32 protein-coding genes are annotated in these 18,190 nt (G+C 43.1%); all 32 read right to left on the reverse strand.

The window, feature by feature from the left end:
• Positions 1–9: 9 nt before the first annotated feature.
• A complete protein-coding gene (locus tag HMPREF1505_RS11245) occupies positions 10–1,008 on the reverse strand; it encodes a DNA-directed RNA polymerase subunit alpha (protein ID WP_004361631.1) in 999 nt (332 codons plus the stop codon).
• Between the two features lie 14 nt (positions 1,009–1,022).
• Positions 1,023–1,631 (reverse strand): 30S ribosomal protein S4, encoded by a 609-nt coding sequence (gene rpsD, locus HMPREF1505_RS11250; protein WP_004361630.1) that lies wholly within the window; start codon positions 1,629–1,631, stop codon positions 1,023–1,025.
• A 37-nt stretch (positions 1,632–1,668) separates the two neighbouring features.
• Positions 1,669–2,058, reverse strand: coding sequence for a 30S ribosomal protein S11 (gene rpsK, locus HMPREF1505_RS11255; RefSeq protein WP_004383890.1), 390 nt, complete (start codon positions 2,056–2,058; stop codon positions 1,669–1,671).
• Between the two features lie 20 nt (positions 2,059–2,078).
• Entirely contained in the window at positions 2,079–2,459 is a 381-nt protein-coding gene (rpsM, locus tag HMPREF1505_RS11260; RefSeq protein ID WP_004361628.1) for a 30S ribosomal protein S13, read from the reverse strand.
• A gap of 97 nt (positions 2,460–2,556) precedes the next feature.
• Positions 2,557–2,673, reverse strand: coding sequence for a type B 50S ribosomal protein L36 (gene ykgO, locus HMPREF1505_RS11265; RefSeq protein WP_004361627.1), 117 nt, complete (start codon positions 2,671–2,673; stop codon positions 2,557–2,559).
• Between the two features lie 13 nt (positions 2,674–2,686).
• Positions 2,687–2,905 carry a translation initiation factor IF-1 gene (gene infA / locus HMPREF1505_RS11270; protein ID WP_004352768.1) on the reverse strand — a complete coding sequence of 73 codons (219 nt, stop codon included), beginning with the start codon at positions 2,903–2,905 and terminating at the stop codon, positions 2,687–2,689.
• 7 nt (positions 2,906–2,912) lie between these two features.
• Positions 2,913–3,713: a type I methionyl aminopeptidase gene (map, locus tag HMPREF1505_RS11275; protein WP_036925404.1), complete on the reverse strand. Its 801-nt coding sequence runs from the start codon at positions 3,711–3,713 to the stop codon at positions 2,913–2,915.
• 16 nt (positions 3,714–3,729) lie between these two features.
• Positions 3,730–5,070 (reverse strand): preprotein translocase subunit SecY, encoded by a 1,341-nt coding sequence (gene secY / locus HMPREF1505_RS11280; protein WP_004361625.1) that lies wholly within the window; start codon positions 5,068–5,070, stop codon positions 3,730–3,732.
• 4 nt (positions 5,071–5,074) lie between these two features.
• Positions 5,075–5,521, reverse strand: coding sequence for a 50S ribosomal protein L15 (rplO, locus tag HMPREF1505_RS11285; protein ID WP_004361624.1), 447 nt, complete (start codon positions 5,519–5,521; stop codon positions 5,075–5,077).
• Between the two features lie 26 nt (positions 5,522–5,547).
• A complete protein-coding gene (rpmD, locus tag HMPREF1505_RS11290; RefSeq protein ID WP_004361623.1) occupies positions 5,548–5,724 on the reverse strand; it encodes a 50S ribosomal protein L30 in 177 nt (58 codons plus the stop codon).
• Between the two features lie 19 nt (positions 5,725–5,743).
• Positions 5,744–6,256 carry a 30S ribosomal protein S5 gene (rpsE, locus tag HMPREF1505_RS11295; protein WP_004361622.1) on the reverse strand — a complete coding sequence of 171 codons (513 nt, stop codon included), beginning with the start codon at positions 6,254–6,256 and terminating at the stop codon, positions 5,744–5,746.
• A gap of 6 nt (positions 6,257–6,262) precedes the next feature.
• Positions 6,263–6,607 carry a 50S ribosomal protein L18 gene (gene rplR / locus HMPREF1505_RS11300; protein ID WP_009435167.1) on the reverse strand — a complete coding sequence of 115 codons (345 nt, stop codon included), beginning with the start codon at positions 6,605–6,607 and terminating at the stop codon, positions 6,263–6,265.
• Positions 6,608–6,628: 21 nt separating this feature from the next.
• On the reverse strand, positions 6,629–7,195 hold the full coding sequence (gene rplF, locus HMPREF1505_RS11305; RefSeq protein WP_009012402.1) for a 50S ribosomal protein L6: 567 nt from the start codon (positions 7,193–7,195) through the stop codon (positions 6,629–6,631).
• Positions 7,196–7,209: 14 nt separating this feature from the next.
• Entirely contained in the window at positions 7,210–7,605 is a 396-nt protein-coding gene (rpsH, locus tag HMPREF1505_RS11310; protein WP_004361620.1) for a 30S ribosomal protein S8, read from the reverse strand.
• Positions 7,606–7,730: 125 nt separating this feature from the next.
• On the reverse strand, positions 7,731–8,033 hold the full coding sequence (rpsN, locus tag HMPREF1505_RS11315; protein WP_004361619.1) for a 30S ribosomal protein S14: 303 nt from the start codon (positions 8,031–8,033) through the stop codon (positions 7,731–7,733).
• Between the two features lie 5 nt (positions 8,034–8,038).
• Positions 8,039–8,593: a 50S ribosomal protein L5 gene (gene rplE, locus HMPREF1505_RS11320; RefSeq protein ID WP_004361618.1), complete on the reverse strand. Its 555-nt coding sequence runs from the start codon at positions 8,591–8,593 to the stop codon at positions 8,039–8,041.
• On the reverse strand, positions 8,593–8,910 hold the full coding sequence (gene rplX, locus HMPREF1505_RS11325; protein WP_004361617.1) for a 50S ribosomal protein L24: 318 nt from the start codon (positions 8,908–8,910) through the stop codon (positions 8,593–8,595). Before rplX ends, rplE begins: the two co-directional genes overlap by 1 nt.
• A gap of 20 nt (positions 8,911–8,930) precedes the next feature.
• Positions 8,931–9,296, reverse strand: a complete 366-nt coding sequence (rplN, locus tag HMPREF1505_RS11330) for a 50S ribosomal protein L14 (protein ID WP_004361616.1) — start codon at positions 9,294–9,296, stop codon at positions 8,931–8,933.
• A gap of 2 nt (positions 9,297–9,298) precedes the next feature.
• A complete protein-coding gene (gene rpsQ, locus HMPREF1505_RS11335) occupies positions 9,299–9,565 on the reverse strand; it encodes a 30S ribosomal protein S17 (protein ID WP_004361615.1) in 267 nt (88 codons plus the stop codon).
• Between the two features lie 2 nt (positions 9,566–9,567).
• Positions 9,568–9,762 (reverse strand): 50S ribosomal protein L29, encoded by a 195-nt coding sequence (gene rpmC, locus HMPREF1505_RS11340; RefSeq protein WP_004361614.1) that lies wholly within the window; start codon positions 9,760–9,762, stop codon positions 9,568–9,570.
• A 5-nt stretch (positions 9,763–9,767) separates the two neighbouring features.
• The gene (gene rplP, locus HMPREF1505_RS11345) at positions 9,768–10,196 is read right to left on the reverse strand and encodes a 50S ribosomal protein L16 (RefSeq protein ID WP_004361613.1); all 429 of its coding nucleotides are present in this window, start codon (positions 10,194–10,196) and stop codon (positions 9,768–9,770) included.
• A 14-nt stretch (positions 10,197–10,210) separates the two neighbouring features.
• The gene (rpsC, locus tag HMPREF1505_RS11350) at positions 10,211–10,939 is read right to left on the reverse strand and encodes a 30S ribosomal protein S3 (RefSeq protein WP_004352815.1); all 729 of its coding nucleotides are present in this window, start codon (positions 10,937–10,939) and stop codon (positions 10,211–10,213) included.
• An 8-nt stretch (positions 10,940–10,947) separates the two neighbouring features.
• Positions 10,948–11,361, reverse strand: a complete 414-nt coding sequence (gene rplV, locus HMPREF1505_RS11355) for a 50S ribosomal protein L22 (protein WP_004361612.1) — start codon at positions 11,359–11,361, stop codon at positions 10,948–10,950.
• 36 nt (positions 11,362–11,397) lie between these two features.
• Positions 11,398–11,667: a 30S ribosomal protein S19 gene (gene rpsS, locus HMPREF1505_RS11360; RefSeq protein ID WP_004361611.1), complete on the reverse strand. Its 270-nt coding sequence runs from the start codon at positions 11,665–11,667 to the stop codon at positions 11,398–11,400.
• Positions 11,668–11,689: 22 nt separating this feature from the next.
• Positions 11,690–12,517, reverse strand: a complete 828-nt coding sequence (rplB, locus tag HMPREF1505_RS11365; protein WP_004361610.1) for a 50S ribosomal protein L2 — start codon at positions 12,515–12,517, stop codon at positions 11,690–11,692.
• Positions 12,518–12,524: 7 nt separating this feature from the next.
• Positions 12,525–12,869, reverse strand: a complete 345-nt coding sequence (gene rplW / locus HMPREF1505_RS11370; RefSeq protein WP_004361609.1) for a 50S ribosomal protein L23 — start codon at positions 12,867–12,869, stop codon at positions 12,525–12,527.
• A 22-nt stretch (positions 12,870–12,891) separates the two neighbouring features.
• On the reverse strand, positions 12,892–13,521 hold the full coding sequence (gene rplD, locus HMPREF1505_RS11375; RefSeq protein ID WP_013264195.1) for a 50S ribosomal protein L4: 630 nt from the start codon (positions 13,519–13,521) through the stop codon (positions 12,892–12,894).
• Entirely contained in the window at positions 13,521–14,135 is a 615-nt protein-coding gene (rplC, locus tag HMPREF1505_RS11380; protein ID WP_004361607.1) for a 50S ribosomal protein L3, read from the reverse strand. The genes rplD and rplC overlap by 1 nt, the downstream gene beginning before the upstream one ends.
• Positions 14,136–14,206: 71 nt before the next feature.
• Positions 14,207–14,512, reverse strand: coding sequence for a 30S ribosomal protein S10 (rpsJ, locus tag HMPREF1505_RS11385; protein WP_004352787.1), 306 nt, complete (start codon positions 14,510–14,512; stop codon positions 14,207–14,209).
• A gap of 88 nt (positions 14,513–14,600) precedes the next feature.
• On the reverse strand, positions 14,601–16,718 hold the full coding sequence (gene fusA, locus HMPREF1505_RS11390) for an elongation factor G (RefSeq protein ID WP_036925408.1): 2,118 nt from the start codon (positions 16,716–16,718) through the stop codon (positions 14,601–14,603).
• A 27-nt stretch (positions 16,719–16,745) separates the two neighbouring features.
• Complete coding sequence (gene rpsG / locus HMPREF1505_RS11395; protein WP_004361605.1) at positions 16,746–17,222, reverse strand: 30S ribosomal protein S7; 477 nt, start codon at positions 17,220–17,222, stop codon at positions 16,746–16,748.
• A gap of 218 nt (positions 17,223–17,440) precedes the next feature.
• The gene (gene rpsL / locus HMPREF1505_RS11400) at positions 17,441–17,824 is read right to left on the reverse strand and encodes a 30S ribosomal protein S12 (protein ID WP_004335835.1); all 384 of its coding nucleotides are present in this window, start codon (positions 17,822–17,824) and stop codon (positions 17,441–17,443) included.
• Positions 17,825–18,190 lie beyond the last annotated feature (366 nt).

An 18,190-nucleotide genomic window follows, 5' to 3' on the forward strand; every position in this document is an offset into this window, starting at 1 on the left:
ACTCGTCAACTATTCTTTATCCAATTTATACTTTGTAATGTCGGTTCCAAACGACAGATTCAGACTCTCGAGCAAATCATCAAGCTCAGAAAGCGATTTCTTACCAAAGTTACGGAACTTAAGAAGATCCGTCTTGTTGTACTGTACGAGGTCGCCTAATGTCTCTACATCAGCTGCCTTCAAGCAGTTAAGTGCACGAACACTCAAGTTGAGACTTGCGTCGGTCAACTTGGTCTTCAAGAGCTGGCGCATGTGCAGAACCTCCTCATCAAACTCTTGGTTGCCCTCCTGATCTGGATTCTCGAGAGTAATCTTCTCATCAGAGAACAACATGAAGTGATAAATAAGAATCTTTGCAGCCTCTTTCAGGGCATCCTTTGGGTGGATGGAACCATCAGTCGTAACTTCAACAACCAATTTGTCATAGTCGGTCTTCTGTTCAACACGATATGGCTCAACGGCATATTTTACGTTACGAATTGGGGTGTAGATGGAATCGATTGGGAGTACGTTTACATCAGTGCAGTATTCACGATTTTCCTCAGCAGGAACGTAACCACGTCCCTTGTTGATGGTCAAATCAATCTGCATAGAAGCCTTGGAGTCTAAATGACAAATCACCAAATCAGGGTTTAACACTTCAAATCCAGTCAGATACTTACCGATATCACCTGCTTTGAATTCGGTGGAATTCTCTACGGTGATACTAACTTTCTCATTCTCGAATTCTTCTACTACTTGCTTGAATCGAACTTGTTTGAGATTCAAGATGATGTTGGTAACATCTTCCTTTACACCTGGAACTGAAGAGAACTCGTGCTCAACACCAGCTATACGGATGGTGTTGATTGCGAAACCTTCCAGCGATGAAAGGAGGATGCGGCGAAGAGCGTTACCAATGGTAACACCAAAGCCAGGCTCAAGAGGACGGAATTCGAACTTGCCGAAATGGTCATTGGCCTCCAGCATCACTACTTTATCAGGTTTTTGAAATGCTAATATCGCCATTAATTTAATGAATTTTATTGTTTAGAGTACAACTCAACGATTAACTGCTCCTTAATGTTCTCAGGGATGTCAGCACGGTCTGGACGATGGAGGAACTTACCGCACTTAGCGTTATCATCCCACTCGAGCCAAGGATACTTGCTGTGATTGAAGCCTGCCAAAGCAGCCTCGATAACCTCAAGTGACTTAGCCTTCTCGCGAACACCTACAACGTCACCAGCCTTTACCTGATATGAAGCAATATTTACGACATTACCGTTAACAACAATGTGCTTGTGGCTAACGAGCTGACGAGCAGCTGCACGAGTAGGAGCGATACCAAGACGGAACACTACATTATCCAGACGGCTCTCAAGGCTCTGAAGAAGAACCTCACCAGTAATACCCTCTGCCTTTGCAGCCTTATCGAACAGATTACGGAACTGACGCTCCAAAACGCCATAAGTGTATTTAGCCTTCTGCTTCTCTGCAAGCTGAGCACCATACTCAGATACCTTACGACGACGGTTGTTACCATGCTGTCCAGGAGGGAAGTTTCTCTTAGCTAATACCTTATCTGCGCCGAAAATTGGCTCACCGAAACGGCGTGCAATTCGTGATTTTGGACCTATGTATCTTGCCATAATTAATATGAATTCTTTTAATTGTTATAAGATGTGATTATACACGACGACGCTTTGGAGGACGGCAGCCGTTGTGTGGCAATGGAGTAACGTCAACGATTTCAGTTACCTGAATACCTGCTGCATTCACCGCACGGATTGCGCTCTCACGACCGTTACCTGGACCCTTAACGAATGCCTTAACCTTACGAAGACCGAGATCGAAAGCTACCTTAGAGCAATCCTCTGCTGCCATCTGAGCAGCGTAAGGAGTATTCTTCTTTGATCCACGGAATCCCATCTTACCAGCCGAAGACCAAGAGATAACCTGACCCTCGTTGTTAGCCAAAGATACAATGATGTTATTGAATGAGCTGTGTACGTGGAGCTGTCCCAACGCATCAACTCTTACATTTCTTTTTTTAGATGTTGCTGATTTCTTTGCCATAATTAATTTCCTCCTTAGAATTACTTAGTAGCCTTCTTCTTATTAGCAACAGTCTTCTTCTTTCCCTTACGGGTACGAGCATTGTTCTTAGTACTCTGACCGCGAACAGGAAGACCATTACGATGTCTAACACCACGATAGCAACCTATATCCATGAGGCGCTTGATGTTCATTTGGATCTCAGAACGGAGATCACCTTCAACTTTGAATTCAGCACCGATAATTTCACGGATCTTGGCTGCCTGGTCATCAGACCACTCGCTGACCTTCAGGTCACGGCTAATACCAGCCTTATCCAATATCTTTGCTGAACTACTTCGACCAATACCATAGATATAGGTCAATGCGATTTCGCCACGCTTATTCTGGGGCAAATCTACTCCAACAATTCTTATTGCCATTGTTTGATAATTAAATAAATAAATGTCATTTACCGCTAAAAAGCACGCAAAGGTAAGCATTAATTACGAGAAAACTTACTCTTTACGCTTTTTTAACTTAACCCTGACGTGTTTTGAACTTAGGGTTTTTCTTGTTAATAACGAACAGACGACCCTTACGACGAACGATCTTGCAGTCAGCTGTACGCTTCTTTAATGATGCTCTTGTCTTCATATCTCTATGTTGTTTATTTGTATCTGAAAACGATTCGACCTTTAGTTAAATCGTATGGACTCATCTCAACCTTCACCTTGTCACCAGGAAGAATCTTGATGTAGTGCATTCTCATTTTACCGGAAATATGAGCGGTGATATCAACACCATTCTCTAATTCCACTCGGAACATTGCATTTGAAAGTGCTTCAAGAATTGTTCCATCCTGCTCTATTGCAGTTTGCTTTGCCATATACTAATTAAAAAATTTGTCCTTCTAAATGTTCAACTTCCTCAAAAGAAGATAAAATATCAGCCTTACCAGCCCTAATCGCAATAGTATGCTCGAAATGGGCTGCCAGATGACGATCACGTGTAACGATACTCCAACGATCAGGTAATAAACCAATTTCTCGTTTACCCATAGTTACCATCGGTTCTATCGCAATACACATTCCTGCCTTAAGCAATACTCCACTTCCACGCTTACCATAATTGGGAACGGATGGCTCCTCATGCATCTCACGTCCAATACCATGTCCTGTTAATTCACGAACTATACCATAACCTTGTGCTTGGCAATAATCCTGAATCACTTGACCAATATCACCTACATGATGACCTGCTTGTGCTACCTCAATACCCTTATAAAGGGATTCCTTCGTTGTACGAAGCAACTTCTTGACATCTTCACTTACTTCCCCAACACAAAAAGTATAACAACTATCTCCGTTGAAGCCATTAAGTAAAGTCCCACAATCAACAGAGATAATATCTCCATCTTTCAAAACAACATCCTCACTTGGCACCCCATGCACCACAACATCGTTTACAGACGCACAGATACTGCCAGGGAAAGGAGGTCCATAAGAACTTGGATAACCTTTGAATGTGGGTATAGCACCATTGTCACGAATAAACTCTTCAGCTATTTTATCTAACTGGAGAGTTGTGACACCAGGCTTGACATGACGACCAACTTCTGCCAGCGTTTTACCGACCAGCAGGTTGGCCTCACGCATGAGTTCAATTTCATCTTCAGTCTTTAGAAATATACTCATTTCTTAAGATAAAGATTTAATAGGCTGCAACACCACTATTGCCACGTGTATGTCCAGAATTGAGAAGTCCATCATAGTGACGCATCATCAAATGTGACTCAATCTGCTGGAGTGTATCAATAACAACACCAACAAGAATCAACAATGAAGTACCACCAAAGAACTGACCAAATGCATCAGCAACATTTAAATATCCTGCTAATGCTGGCATAATAGCAATAAAAGCGATAAACAAAGCTCCTGGTCCCGTAAGACGAGACATAACAGTATCAATGTAATCTGCAGTATCCTTTCCAGGTTTAACGCCAGGGATAAAACCGTTGTTACGCTTCATATCCTCAGCCATCTGAGTTGGATTAAGTGTAATCGCAGTATAGAAATAAGTAAACACTACGATAAGAAGCACATAAATACAGTTATAAGCCAAACTTTTCGTGTTCATCAAAGACTGAAGTACAGAACTTGTACTATCAGATGAATACTGAACGATTGCCAACGGAATAAACATCAATGCTTGCGCAAAGATAATAGGCATTACGTTAGCTGCGAAAAGTTTCAATGGAATATACTGACGTGCACCACCATATTGTTTATTTCCAACAACACGCTTAGCATACTGCACAGGAATCTTACGAGTTCCCTGTGTCAGAAGTATAGCCGCACATACAACAGCATAAAGGATGATAATCTCAATGATAAGCATCACAATACCACCACCAATAGCCTCTGAAACACGGTTACCGAATTCCAAAATAAGCGCTTGTGGCAGACGCGCAATGATACCAATCATAATGATAATAGAGATACCGTTTCCGACACCTTTATCCGTAATACGCTCACCGAGCCAAAGAATGAACATTGAACCAGCTGCAAGAATAATTGTAGCTGGAATCATAAATGTAGTCCAATCAATACCTGATGCTAACGCACCAGCGGCCTGCATTTTTAAGTTCATCAGGTAAGACGGTGCCTGAAACAGTAGGATCACTACTGTCAGGACACGCGTATACCAATTTATCTTCTTATGGCCACTCTCGCCTTCACGCTGCATCTTCTGAAAATAAGGTACAGCGACAGCAAGGAGCTGCATAACGATAGAAGCTGAGATGTATGGCATAATTCCTAATGCGAAGATTGACGCATGAGAAAATGCACCACCGGAGAACATGTCCAAAAGTGACATAAGACCGCCCTTGGTCTGTGCCTGCAATTTTTCCAACAGGGTAGGATTGATGCCAGGAAGCACCACAAACGACCCAAACCGGTAAATAGCTGTGAACAGAATAGTAATGAGAAGGCGCTGACGCAAATCCTCAATTTTCCAACAGTTCTTCAGTGTCTCAATAAACTTTTTCATTAACTTAGATTATAGTTGTGTTACCACCTACTGCCTTGATAGCCTCTTCAGCAGTCTTAGAGAAGGCATTTGCTGAAACCTCCAACTTAGCCTTCAACTCACCATTACCGAGAACCTTAACAAGTTCCTTACCATTGGTAAGTCCAGCAGCCTTAAGCTCCTCAACACCAATCTTAGTAAGATTGTTCTTCTCAGCAAGTGCCTGAAGAGTAGAAAGATTTACAGCGAAATATTCCTTGTGGTTGATGTTCTTGAAACCAGCCTTCGGTACACGACGCTGGAGAGGCATCTGACCACCCTCAAAGCCAATCTTCTTCTTATAACCAGAACGTGACTTTGCACCCTTATGACCACGAGTAGAAGTACCACCGAGTCCAGAACCTGGACCACGACCAATACGACGACGTGAATGTGTAGAGCCAACAGCTGGTTTCAAATTATTTAATTTCATAATTACTGTTTTCTTTAAAAGATTAATTAATCAATTACTGATACCAGGTGATGCACCTTACGGATCATACCTCGGCAGCTTGGAGTATCCTCTACCTCAACAACCTGAGAAATCTTACGAAGTCCCAATGCCTGCAAAGTTTCCTTCTGGTCCTTAGGAGCACCAATACGGCTCTTAATCTGCTTAATCTTAATTGTTGCCATAATTTAATACCTCCTAAAATTAACCGTTAAATACTTTATCCATGCTAATACCACGCTCACCAGCGATTGTATATGCGTCACGCATATCAGCGAGGGCAGCGATAGTAGCCTTTACAAGGTTATGAGGGTTAGAAGAGCCCTTTGACTTTGCAATCACGTCAGTAACACCTGCGCTCTCAAGAACAGCACGCATAGCACCACCGGCCTTCAAACCAGTACCGGCAGCAGCTGGCTTAAGGAGAACATGAGCACCGCTAAAGCGAGCCTCTGCCTCATGAGGAACAGTACCCTTCAAAACAGGAACCTTAACAAGGTTCTTCTTTGCTGAATCTGTACCCTTCTGGATAGCAGCAGTAACCTCACCAGCTTTACCAAGACCCCAGCCAATAACGCCCTTACCGTCACCTACAACGACGATAGCTGCGAATGTGAAAGTACGACCACCCTTTGTAACCTTAGTTACACGGTTGATAGCAACCAAGCGATCTTTCAGTTCTACATCACTATTTACTTTTACTCTATTCATTGCCATAATCGTTTAGAATTTAAGTCCTCCCTCACGTGCAGCATCAGCCAAAGCCTGTACACGTCCGTGATAGAGATAACCGTTACGGTCAAAAACAACCTGCTCTACGCCAGCAGCCTTAGCATGCTCAGCAACGAGTGCACCTACTTTCTTAGCCTGTTCAATCTTAGCCATCTTATCAAGGCCAAGTGAAGAAGCAGAAGCGAGTGTTGTTCCTGTCAGATCGTTAATAACCTGTGCATAAATCTGCTTATTACTGCGGAAAACACTCAAACGTGGGCGCTCAGCAGTACCGTTCACACTCTTACGAATGCGGAACTTTATCTTAATTCTTCTTTGTTCTTTCTTTGTTGTCATAATCGTAATGATGTATTAAAGTTACTTAGCTGCAGCTGTCTTACCAGACTTTCTGCGAATAACCTCACCCTGGAACAGGACACCCTTACCCTTGTAAGGCTCAGGCTTACGGAAAGAACGAATCTTTGCACAGATGAGACCAAGCAGCTGCTTGTCAGCTGATTCAAGAGTGATGATTGGATTCTGGTTACGCTCGCTCTTTGTCTCAACCTTAACTTCTGAAGGAAGCTGAATAAAGATTGGGTGAGTATAACCAAGAGAGAACTCTACCAAGTTACCTTGGTTAGAAACACGATAACCTACACCAACAAGTTCCAATGTCTTTTTGTAACCCTCACTTACACCAACAACCATATTGTTAACAAGTGAACGATAAAGACCGTGGAAAGCCTGCTTCTGCTTGTAGTTTACTGGGCTATTCTCATCAATTTCGAATGTTACCTGACCGTCCTCGATGATAGTCTTAATAGAAGAATCTACCTTCTGAGAAAGTTCACCCTTAGGACCCTTTACTGTAACAACACCATTGTTAAGAGCAACTGTAACGCCAGCTGGAACACTAATTGGTAATTTTCCTATTCTTGACATATTCAATCCTCCAATTAATAAACATAGCAAAGAACCTCACCACCAATCTTCTCTGCAGCAGCTTCCTTGTCTGTCATTACACCTTTAGACGTGGAAAGGATAGCAATTCCAAGTCCGTTAATTACTCTCGGCATGTCTTTGTAACCAGTATACTGGCGAAGACCTGGGGTAGAAACACGCTTCAACTTCTTGATAGCGCTCTGCTTTGTTACAGGATCGTACTTAAGTGCGACCTTGATTGAACCTTGGGGACCATCCTCAATGAACTTATAGTTCAAGATGTAACCCTTCTCGAAGAGAATCTTAGTAATAGACTTCTTCAAGTTAGACGCAGGAACCTCAACAACACGGTGATGAGCCATGATTGCGTTTCTGAGTCTTGTCAGATAATCTGCTATTGGATCTGTCATAAAAATATAAAGTTTAATTAATCGGGACTACCCCGACAATATTAAAAAATCGCTTGAAAGCGGATAATGAACTGCAAAGATACAAAATAAATTTCACAATTCACTATCCGCGTCGATATATTTGCTTACCAGCTTGCCTTCTTAACTCCTGGAATAAGTCCCTGAGATGCCATCTCACGGAACTGAATACGAGAGAGACCGAACTGACGAATGTAACCCTTTGGACGTCCTGTTATCTTGCAACGATTGTGCAAACGGATTGGATTAGCATTCTTAGGAATAGACTGCAACTTGCGAGCAGCCTCATAAGCCTCTTCAGGATCATTTGAAGTAGCGATAATCTTCTTCAGAGCAGCGCGTTTCTCAGCATAGCGAGCAACAAGCTTTGCACGCTTTACCTCGCGAGCTTTCATTGATTCTTTTGCCATATCAATTAATCGTTTTTAGCATTCTTGAATGGAAGTCCGAAGCCCTTCAGCAAAGCATAACCCTCTTCATCAGTCTTAGCTGATGTAACAAAGGTAATGTTCATACCCTGGATGCGGTCAACCTGATCGATATTAATCTCTGGGAAAATAATCTGCTCGGTGATACCGAGAGTATAATTTCCACGACCATCGAACTTGCTCTCGATACCCTTGAAGTCACGGATACGTGGCAAAGATACGCGAACGAGTTTCTCGAGGAACTCATACATACGCTCACGACGCAGAGTTACCATAACGCCAATAGGCATCTTCTTACGCAACTTGAAGTTTGCAATATCCTTTTTAGAATATGTTGCAACAGCCTTCTGACCTGTGATAGAAGAAATCTCGTTCACTGCAACCTCGATAAGCTTCTTATCTTGAGTTGCGTCACCAAGACCCTGATTGATAACAATCTTCTTCAAAACAGGCACCTGCATAGCTGAAGAATAGTTAAACTGCTTCTGCAAAGCAGGAGCAATCTGCTCCTTATACTGTTTCTTTAACTGAGCTGTATTCATTACTTAATTTCCTCCCCTGACTTTTTAGCGATACGCTTAACAGTCTTGCCTTCACGCTCAATCTTGATACGTGTAGCCTTACCGCTCTTCGGATCGATGAGACTTAAATTTGAGATATGAATTGCAGCCTCCTGCTTAACGATACCACCCTGAGGGTTAGCAGCAGAAGGTTTTGTGCTCTTAGAGACCATATTCACGCCCTCAACGATAGCACGCTCCTTGTCTGCGATGACCTTAAGCACCTTTCCAGTCTTGCCCTTGTCCGCACCGGCAAGAACAATGACCTGATCGTCTTTCTTTATATGGAATTTTGCCATTTTATTATTCTATTTAATAATTAAAGAACCTCAGGTGCCAAAGAAACGACCTTCATGTTCACTGCACGCAACTCACGAGCAACAGGGCCGAAGATACGGCTACCACGAATTTCGCCAGCATTGTTCAGCAATACACATGCATTATCATCGAAGCGGATGTATGAACCATCAGCACGACGAATTTCCTTCTTTGTGCGAACGATCAAAGCCTTTGATACTGCACCCTTTTTCAATTCACTTGATGGGATGACGTTCTGTACAGCAACTACGATAACGTCACCAACACTTGCGTAACGACGGCGAGTACCACCGAGTACACGAATGCACTTAGCTTCACGAGCACCGCTGTTATCACATACTGTAAGTTTTGATTCTGTCTGTATCATAATTACTTAGCTTTTTCTACAATTTGAACTAATCTCCATCTCTTTGTCTTAGAAAGAGGACGAGTCTCCATAATGAGTACTGTATCACCTACATTAGCCTCATTCTTCTCGTCATGAGCATGGTACTTCTTTGTCTTCTGGACAAACTTACCATAAATAGGGTGCTTCTCCTTGAACTTAGCTGCAATAACGATGGTTTTATCCATTTTGTTGCTGATAACGACACCCTGTCTTACTTTTCTTAAATTTCTTGTTTCCATCTGGACCATTGTTATTTATTAAGTTCTCTCTGAGAAAGTTCTGTTTTCATACGTGCTATATCACGACGAGCGGCCTTAATCTGAGATGGATTCTCAAGCGGAGTAATCTGATGATTCAGCTTCATCTTTGCGAGAGCTGTCTCAGCGTTCTCAATTTTCTCAACCAAATCCTTGGTCTCGAGTTCTTTTACTTCTTTAATCTTCATCTTTCTTAAGCGTTTTTATCGAAATCACGTCTAACAATAAACTTTGTCTTAACAGGCAGCTTCTGTGCAGCGAGGCGGAGAGCCTCCTTTGCAATATCAAAGCTTACGCCCTCTACTTCAAAGAGAACACGACCTGGAGTAACCGGTGCAACCCATCCTGCTGGATCACCCTTACCCTTACCCATACGAACATCGGCAGGCTTACGAGTGATTGGCTTATCAGGGAAGATGCGAATCCAGACCTGGCCCTGACGGTTCATATAGCGGTTTACTGCTATACGAGCGGCCTCAATCTGACGGCTGTCGATCCACTTAGCCTCAAGTGTCTTGATGCCGAATGAGCCGAAAGCCAGCTGTGTACCTCTGTGGGCGTTGCCTTTATTGCCACGTCCGTCTTGAGGTCTTCTATATTTTACTCTTTTTGGCTGTAACATGATAGCTTCTTCTTTTAACGGTTATTGTTTCTTCTACGATTACCTCTTCCAGAACGGCCACCATTATTAGAACGGCCATTGCTCTTCTCCTGAGTAAAGTTAGGAGTAAGATCTACCTTGTTGTAAACTTCACCACGGCAAATCCATACCTTAATACCCAGCAGACCAACCTTTGTAAGGGCTTCTGTCTGACAATAATCGATGTCTGCACGGAATGTATGCAGAGGAGTACGACCCTCCTTAAACATTTCCTTACGAGCCATTTCGGCACCGTTCAGACGACCTGTAATTTGAACTTTGATACCCTCAGCACCAGCACGCATAGTGTTAGCGACTGCCATCTTGATAGCACGACGGTAAGCAATCTTACCCTCTACCTGGCGAGCGATATTGTTACCAACGATGTTTGCATCAAGTTCAGGTTTCTTAACCTCGAAGATATTAATCTGAATCTCCTTCTTAAAAAGGTTCTTCAACTCTTCTTTAAGCTTATCAACATCCTGACCACCTTTACCGATAACGATACCCGGACGGGCGGTGCAAATAGTAATGGTGACGAGCTTCAATGTGCGCTCAATGACAATACGGGAAACGCTTGCTTTTTCCAAACGCTTGTTCAGGTAAGTACGAATCTTGCGATCCTCTACGAGATTATCCCCGAAATTCTTGCCACCGAACCAATTTGACTCCCAACCGCGGATGATACCAAGACGGTTGCTAATTGGATTAACTTTCTGTCCCATTCTACTATTTATTTATCATCATTATTAGCGTCATTCTTTGAATCAACGAAAAGAGTGACGTGGTTAGAACGTTTGCGGATTCTGTAGCCACGGCCCTGTGGTGCAGGACGCATGCGCTTCATTGTAACGCCTTCATCAACGAAGATCTTAGAGATATAAAGTTCACCGTCTTCAGCCTTGCGGTCATTCTTTGTCTCCCAGTTGTTGATAGCTGAACGCAGAAGTTTCTCAACGTTCTGAGCAGCTGCCTTCTTGGAGAATCTCAGCACGCCAAGGGCACGATTGACCTCCATACCACGAACCATGTCTACTACATAGCGCATCTTACGTGGAGAAGAAGGACAGTCCTTGAGCTTTGCAAAATACTGGCTTTTCAAAGCTTCTTTACGAGCTTCAGCCTTTATATGTTTTCTTGCTCCCATTATATTTTTCTATTTTCTAAATGGATTATGACCTGCTTACCTCTTATTATTACCAGAGTGACCACCGAAACGGCGTGTAGGGCTGAACTCTCCGAGCTTGTGACCTACCATATTCTCAGTAATGTAAACAGGGATAAATTTATTTCCGTTATGAACTGCAACAGTGTGACCCACAAAATCAGGGGAAATCATTGATGCTCTGGCCCATGTCTTAACTACATTCTGCTTACCACTCTCATTCATAGCAAGAATCTTCTTCTCGAGTGATACGTTGATGTATGGACCTTTTTTTAATGAACGACTCATAATTTACTCTTAATTACTTTGATTACTTCTTGTTAGCTCTCTCAATAATGTACTTGTTTGAAAGCTTCTTAGGTGCACGAGTCTTAAGACCCTTAGCGTACAAGCCCTTACGTGAACGTGGGTGACCACCAGACTGGCGACCTTCACCACCACCCATTGGGTGATCAACAGGGTTCATAACAACACCACGGTTGTGAGGACGACGTCCCAACCAGCGAGAACGACCAGCCTTACCAGACTGCTCAAGAGCGTGGTCAGAGTTACCTACACTACCTACAGTTGCCTTACAAGCTGACAAAATCTGGCGTGTTTCACCAGAAGGGAGCTTGATAACACAATAACTGCCTTCACGAGAAGTAAGCTGAGCAAAGTTACCAGCCGAACGAACGAGCAATGCACCCTGACCTGGACGTAACTCAATGTTATGAATTACAGTACCAACAGGAATGTTAGCCAAAGGAAGTGCGTTACCAACCTCAGGTGCTGCCTCAGCACCAGACATCAGTGTTGCACCAACCTGCAGTCCGTTAGGAGCAATAATGTAACGTTTTTCACCATCAGCATAGTATAACAGCGCAATGCGAGCTGATCTGTTAGGATCATACTCGATTGTCTTCACTACAGCTGGAACACCATCTTTCTCTCGCTTGAAGTCGATAAGACGATACTTCTTCTTGTGACCACCGCCCATGTAGCGAACAGTCATCTTACCGGTGTTGTTTCGACCACCGGTAGAACGTTTACCGTAAACGAGAGACTTCTCTGGCACGGATGCAGTAATATCCTCGAACGTGCCAATAACCTTGTGTCTTTGTCCCGGAGTAACCGGGTTTAATTTACGTACTGCCATTTTTTATTTAAATATTGCTGTAAAAATCGATTGAATCGCCATTCTTCAAAGTGACGATAGCCTTCTTGAATGCGTTCTTCTGTCCCTTAACGAGACCCGCCTTGGTATAACGTGCCTGACGCTTACCTGCGTAACGAATCGTATTCACATCTACTACTGTAACGTTGTACAAAGCCTCAACTTCTTTCTTAATCTCAAGCTTGTTGGCCTCAGGCTTAACGATGAAACCATACTTTGGCTGAGCCAAAATAGTTCTCTTCTCACCCTTGTGCTTTACAACCTTATCCTCAGAAGACTTGTCAGTCAACTTGGTCATCTTCTCAGTGACCACTGGTTTAATGATAAATCCCATAATTCTTCTTGTCTCCTAATAATTACTTGGTTAAGATTTCGTCGATAACCTTCAGAGAGTTCTCTGTGATAACAACTACATCAGCATTCAAAACTTTGTATGAATTTACCTGAGCAGCTGTCATAACCTCAGCTTTCTGTAGATTACGAGCCGACAAATATACGTTTTTCTCTACTTCTGGCAAAACAAGAAGAACTTTCTTGCTATCAACTTTAAGATTTTTTGCAATATTTACAAAATCTTTAGTCTTTGGAGCGTCAAGATTGAAATCTTCAACAACAACGATAGCATTATCCTGTGCCTTATAAGCCAATGCAGACTTACGAGCAAGAACCTTTACCTTCTTATTCAGCTTGAAGCTGTAATCACGTGGCTTAGGACCAAATACACGACCACCACCTACGAGGACTGGAGAATTGATATCACCACGACGAGCACCGCCGCCGCCCTTCTGACGACCTAACTTACGAGTAGAACCAGCGTGCTCACTTCTTTCCTTTGACTTAGCTGTACCCTGACGCTGATCAGCGAGATACTGCTTAACTGCGAGATAGAGGACGTGATCGTTAGGCTCAATTCCGAAGATATTCTCGTTAAGAGTTACCTTACGGCCGGTCTCCTGACCTTTGATATCTAATACGTTAATATCCATTACTTCTTAATTATTACGGTTGAACCATTACATCCAGCAACACTACCCTTAACAAGAATAAGATTGTGCTCTGGAATAACCTTTAACACCTGAAGGTTCTGAGTAGTTACTCTGTCGCCTCCCATCTGGCCGCCCATGCGCATGCCCTTGAAGACCTTAGCTGGGTAAGAACAAGCACCAATAGAACCCGGCTTACGTGCGCGGTCATCCTGACCGTGAGTAGACTGACCTACACCACCGAATCCGTGACGCTTAACAACACCCTGGAAACCTTTACCCTTAGATGTACCTACAACGTCTACGAACTTAGCATTGCTGAACAATTCAACAGTAACAGTGTCACCGAGGTTATACTCCTCGTCAAACTTGAACTCGGCCAAGTGCTTCTTTGGTGTTGTGCCGGCTTTCTTAAAGTGTCCCTGCTGTGGCTTAGAAGTTCTCTTCTCCTTAGCCTCGCCGAAACCTAACTGAACAGCCTTGTAACCATCCTTTTCAACGGTTTTAACCTGGGTTACAACACAAGGACCAGCTTCGATAACAGTGCACGGTACATTCTTACCGTCGGCACTGAAAACGGATGTCATTCCGATTTTCTTTCCTAATAATCCTGGCATTTCAATTAATGATTTTAAAATGAATGTAAATGCTTTTTGTATTAATTTTTTTCTTATTTGTCAACAGATGACTACACCTTGATTTCAACCTCTACACCTGAAGGCAACTCAAGCTTCATCAAAGCGTCAACAGTCTTTGCTGTAGAGCTATAAATATCGATGAGACGCTTGAAATCTGAGAGCTGGAACTGCTCACGTGACTTCTTGTTAACGAATGTAGAGCGGTTTACAGTGTAAATACGCTTGTGTGTTGGCAATGGAATAGGACCGCTAACGATAGCGCCAGTAGCCTTAACAGCCTTCACAATCTTCTCTGCTGACTTATCAACCAACTGGTGGTCGTAAGACTTCAGCTTAATACGAATCTTCTGACTCATGTTTTACTTTTTATTTATTATTGAATATACATAAAGGTTGCTCTCTCATAAGAGTCATTCGCTATGAGAGAGCAGAACCTTACATTATTTACTTAACGAGGTCAGAATTACCCTTCAACTCATCAAGAATCTCCTTAGCGAGAGTGCTTGATACTGGTGAGTGATGATCATACTCCATAGAAGAAGTAGCACGACCAGAAGTAATAGTACGAAGAGCTGTTACATAACCGAACATCTCAGACAATGGTACCATAGCCTTAACGATACGAGCACCGCTACGAGCCTCTTCCATACCCTGTACAAGACCACGACGCTTGTTCAAGTCACCGATAACATCACCCATGTTCTCCTCTGGAGTAACAACCTCTACCTTCATGATAGGCTCCATAAGAACAGGACCTGCCTTAGGACAGAGAACCTTGAATGCCTGGTGAGCTACGAGCTCGAATGACAACTGGTCAGAGTCAACTGGGTGGAAAGAACCATCAGTCAAAGTAACCTTAAGACCTGTCATTGGGAAACCACCGAGTACACCGTTGCCAAGACAATCCTTGAAGCCCTTCTCTACTGCAGGGATGAACTCCTTAGGTACGTTACCACCCTTAACAACGTTGATAAACTGCAAGTCGCCCTCCTCGTAATCCTCGTCCTTTGGCTCAATAGTTACGTCAATACAAGCGAACTTACCACGACCACCAGACTGCTTCTTATAAGTCTCACGGCTCTGAGCTGCCTTAGTAATAGCCTCCTTGTAGTTAACCTGTGGCTTACCCTGGTTACACTCTACCTTGAACTCACGCTTCAGACGGTCGATAATAATATCGAGGTGAAGCTCACCCATACCAGAGATAATGGTCTGACCACTCTGCTCATCAGTACGAACGGTGAATGTTGGATCCTCCTCAGCAAGCTTAGAAAGACCGTTATCAAGCTTAGCAACGTCAGCCTGGCTCTTTGGCTCAACTGCGATAGAAATCACAGTATCAGGGAAGGTAATAGACTCGAGGATGATTGGTGCGTTCTCATCACAGAGAGTATCACCAGTACGAATATCCTTGAAACCTACACCAGCACCAATATCACCTGCATCGATTGACTCCATAGGAATTTCCTTATTAGAGTTCATCTGGAACAGACGGCTGATACGCTCCTTCTTGCCAGAACGTGTATTGAATACGTAAGAACCAGCAACAACCTTACCTGAGTAGACACGGAAGAATACCAAACGGCCCATGAATGGGTCAGTAGCAATCTTAAATGCCAAAGCAGATGTAGGCTCGCTCTCACTTGGCTTACGATCCTCTTCCTCCTCTGTATCTGGATTAATACCAACGATAGCTGGTGTATCCAATGGAGAAGGCAAGAAAGCACAAACATAATCGAGAAGAGGCTGTACACCCTTATTCTTATAAGAAGAACCAAGAAGCATTGGGCAGCACTCCATAGCGATACAACCCTTACGGATTGCAGCAATCAGCTTATCCTCTGGAATATCCTGTCCCTCAAGGTACATCTCCATCAACTCATCATCGTAGTTAGCTGCACCTTCGAGCAACTTCTCACGCCACTCAGCAGCCTCGTCAGCAAGATCAGCAGGGATGTCCTCAATATCATACTGAGCACCCATAGTCTCATCATGCCACAAGATAGCCTTCATCTTGATAAGGTCTACAACACCCTTGAAGTTCTCCTCTGCGCCGATAGGAATCTGAATAGCGATAGGATTAGCACCAAGGATATCCTTCATCTGCTGTACTGTCTCATAGAAGTCAGCACCAGAGCGGTCCATCTTGTTTACATAACCAATACGTGGAACATTGTACTTGTCAGCCTGGCGCCAAACAGTCTCAGACTGTGGCTGTACACCATCAGCTGCAGAATAAGTAGCAACTGCACCATCGAGAACACGAAGTGAACGCTCTACCTCAGCAGTAAAGTCAACGTGTCCCGGAGTATCAATCAAGTTAATCTTATAAGACTTGCCGAGATAGTTCCAGTTACATGTTGTAGCAGCAGATGTAATTGTGATACCACGCTCCTGCTCCTGTGCCATCCAGTCCATGGTTGCAGCACCATCATGAACCTCACCAATCTTGTGAGTCTTACCTGTATAAAAAAGAATACGTTCAGATGTTGTCGTCTTACCGGCATCGATGTGTGCCATAATACCGATATTACGAGTCAAATGTAAATCGTGACTTGCCATTTCTTTTACCTTATTATAATAACTTGATTAGAATCTGAAGTGAGCAAACGCACGGTTAGCCTCAGCCATACGGTGCATATCTTCCTTACGCTTGTAAGCACCACCCTGGTTGTTGAAAGCATCCATGATCTCAGAAGCAAGCTTATCAGCCATGCTCTTACCACCACGCTTACGTGCAAAGGCAATCATATTCTTCATTGAAACACTCTCCTTACGATCTGGGCGAATCTCTGTTGGTACCTGGAAAGTAGCACCACCAATACGGCGGCTCTTTACCTCTACCTGTGGAGTGATGTTGTCGAGAGCCTGCTTCCACACCTCAAGTGGAGACTTCTCTTCATCCTTCATCTTACCGCCTACGATATCGAGGGCTGCATAGAAGATTTCGTATGAGGTATTCTTCTTACCATCATACATCAAGTGATTTACGAACTTTGACACCTTCTGATCATTAAACTTTGGATCTGGAAGGACTACACGCTTCTTTGGTTTTGCTTTTCTCATTTTTATTTTAAACTTTAAGTCTGCGGAGGCTGTCGTCTTTCGTTCTTCAACGCCCTCTCTTGGGCATTTACTCAACCTTTGTGATTACAAATCTCCAGCAAAACTGTTTGTTTTTAGTTGCTTCTTTTTAAAGAGCCTCGGGGCATCGACCATCACCGGCCGTTGCACCTCGGCTTTATGGTTTGAAGTTTCTTAGCTGCCTTTAGGCAACTTGAATATTACTTCTTAGCTGCCTTTGGACGTTTAGCACCGTACTTAGAACGACGCTGTGTACGGTTGGCAACACCTGCGGTATCAAGAGTACCACGAACGATGTGATAACGTACACCAGGAAGGTCCTTAACACGACCACCACGAACGAGAACAATACTGTGCTCCTGCAAGTTGTGACCCTCTCCTGGGATATAAGAGTTCACTTCCTTCTGGTTGGTCAAACGAACACGGGCAACCTTACGCATTGCCGAATTAGGCTTCTTAGGAGTTGTTGTGTAAACACGAACACATACACCACGACGCTGTGGACAGTTGTCCAAAGCCGGAGACTTGCTCTTGTCTACGATGTCCTTTCTGCCTTTTCTTACTAATTGTGAAATAGTAGGCATAATTTTACTTTTTATTGTTATATATTTATTTTGTTTATTTTCAAACCATTACAAACACAAGTGAGACACTCTAAAAACGATATAATTCACTCTGTTGTTTCGGGTTGCAAAGGTACGAATAATCCGTTAAATGACCTAATAATAAGAAAAAGAATAATCTGCCAAACGCTATTCGTTAACAATAAATAACCTTTTACTTATTATTTAACAGTTCAAAAGCACCCATTTGAACGATTTTGGGTCTGAAAAACGTTACCAAAAGAATCCTTTTTCTATAATTTTTGAGTGAAAAACACATTCAAAGAAGCTAAATTATGTCATATCTGCTATAAGAGACGTCTGATTCATCTACAGCCATAGAATGTC

Origin of the sequence: Prevotella sp. ICM33 (genome assembly GCF_000517825.1) — a bacterium.
In the GTDB taxonomy this organism is placed as follows: domain Bacteria; phylum Bacteroidota; class Bacteroidia; order Bacteroidales; family Bacteroidaceae; genus Prevotella; species Prevotella melaninogenica.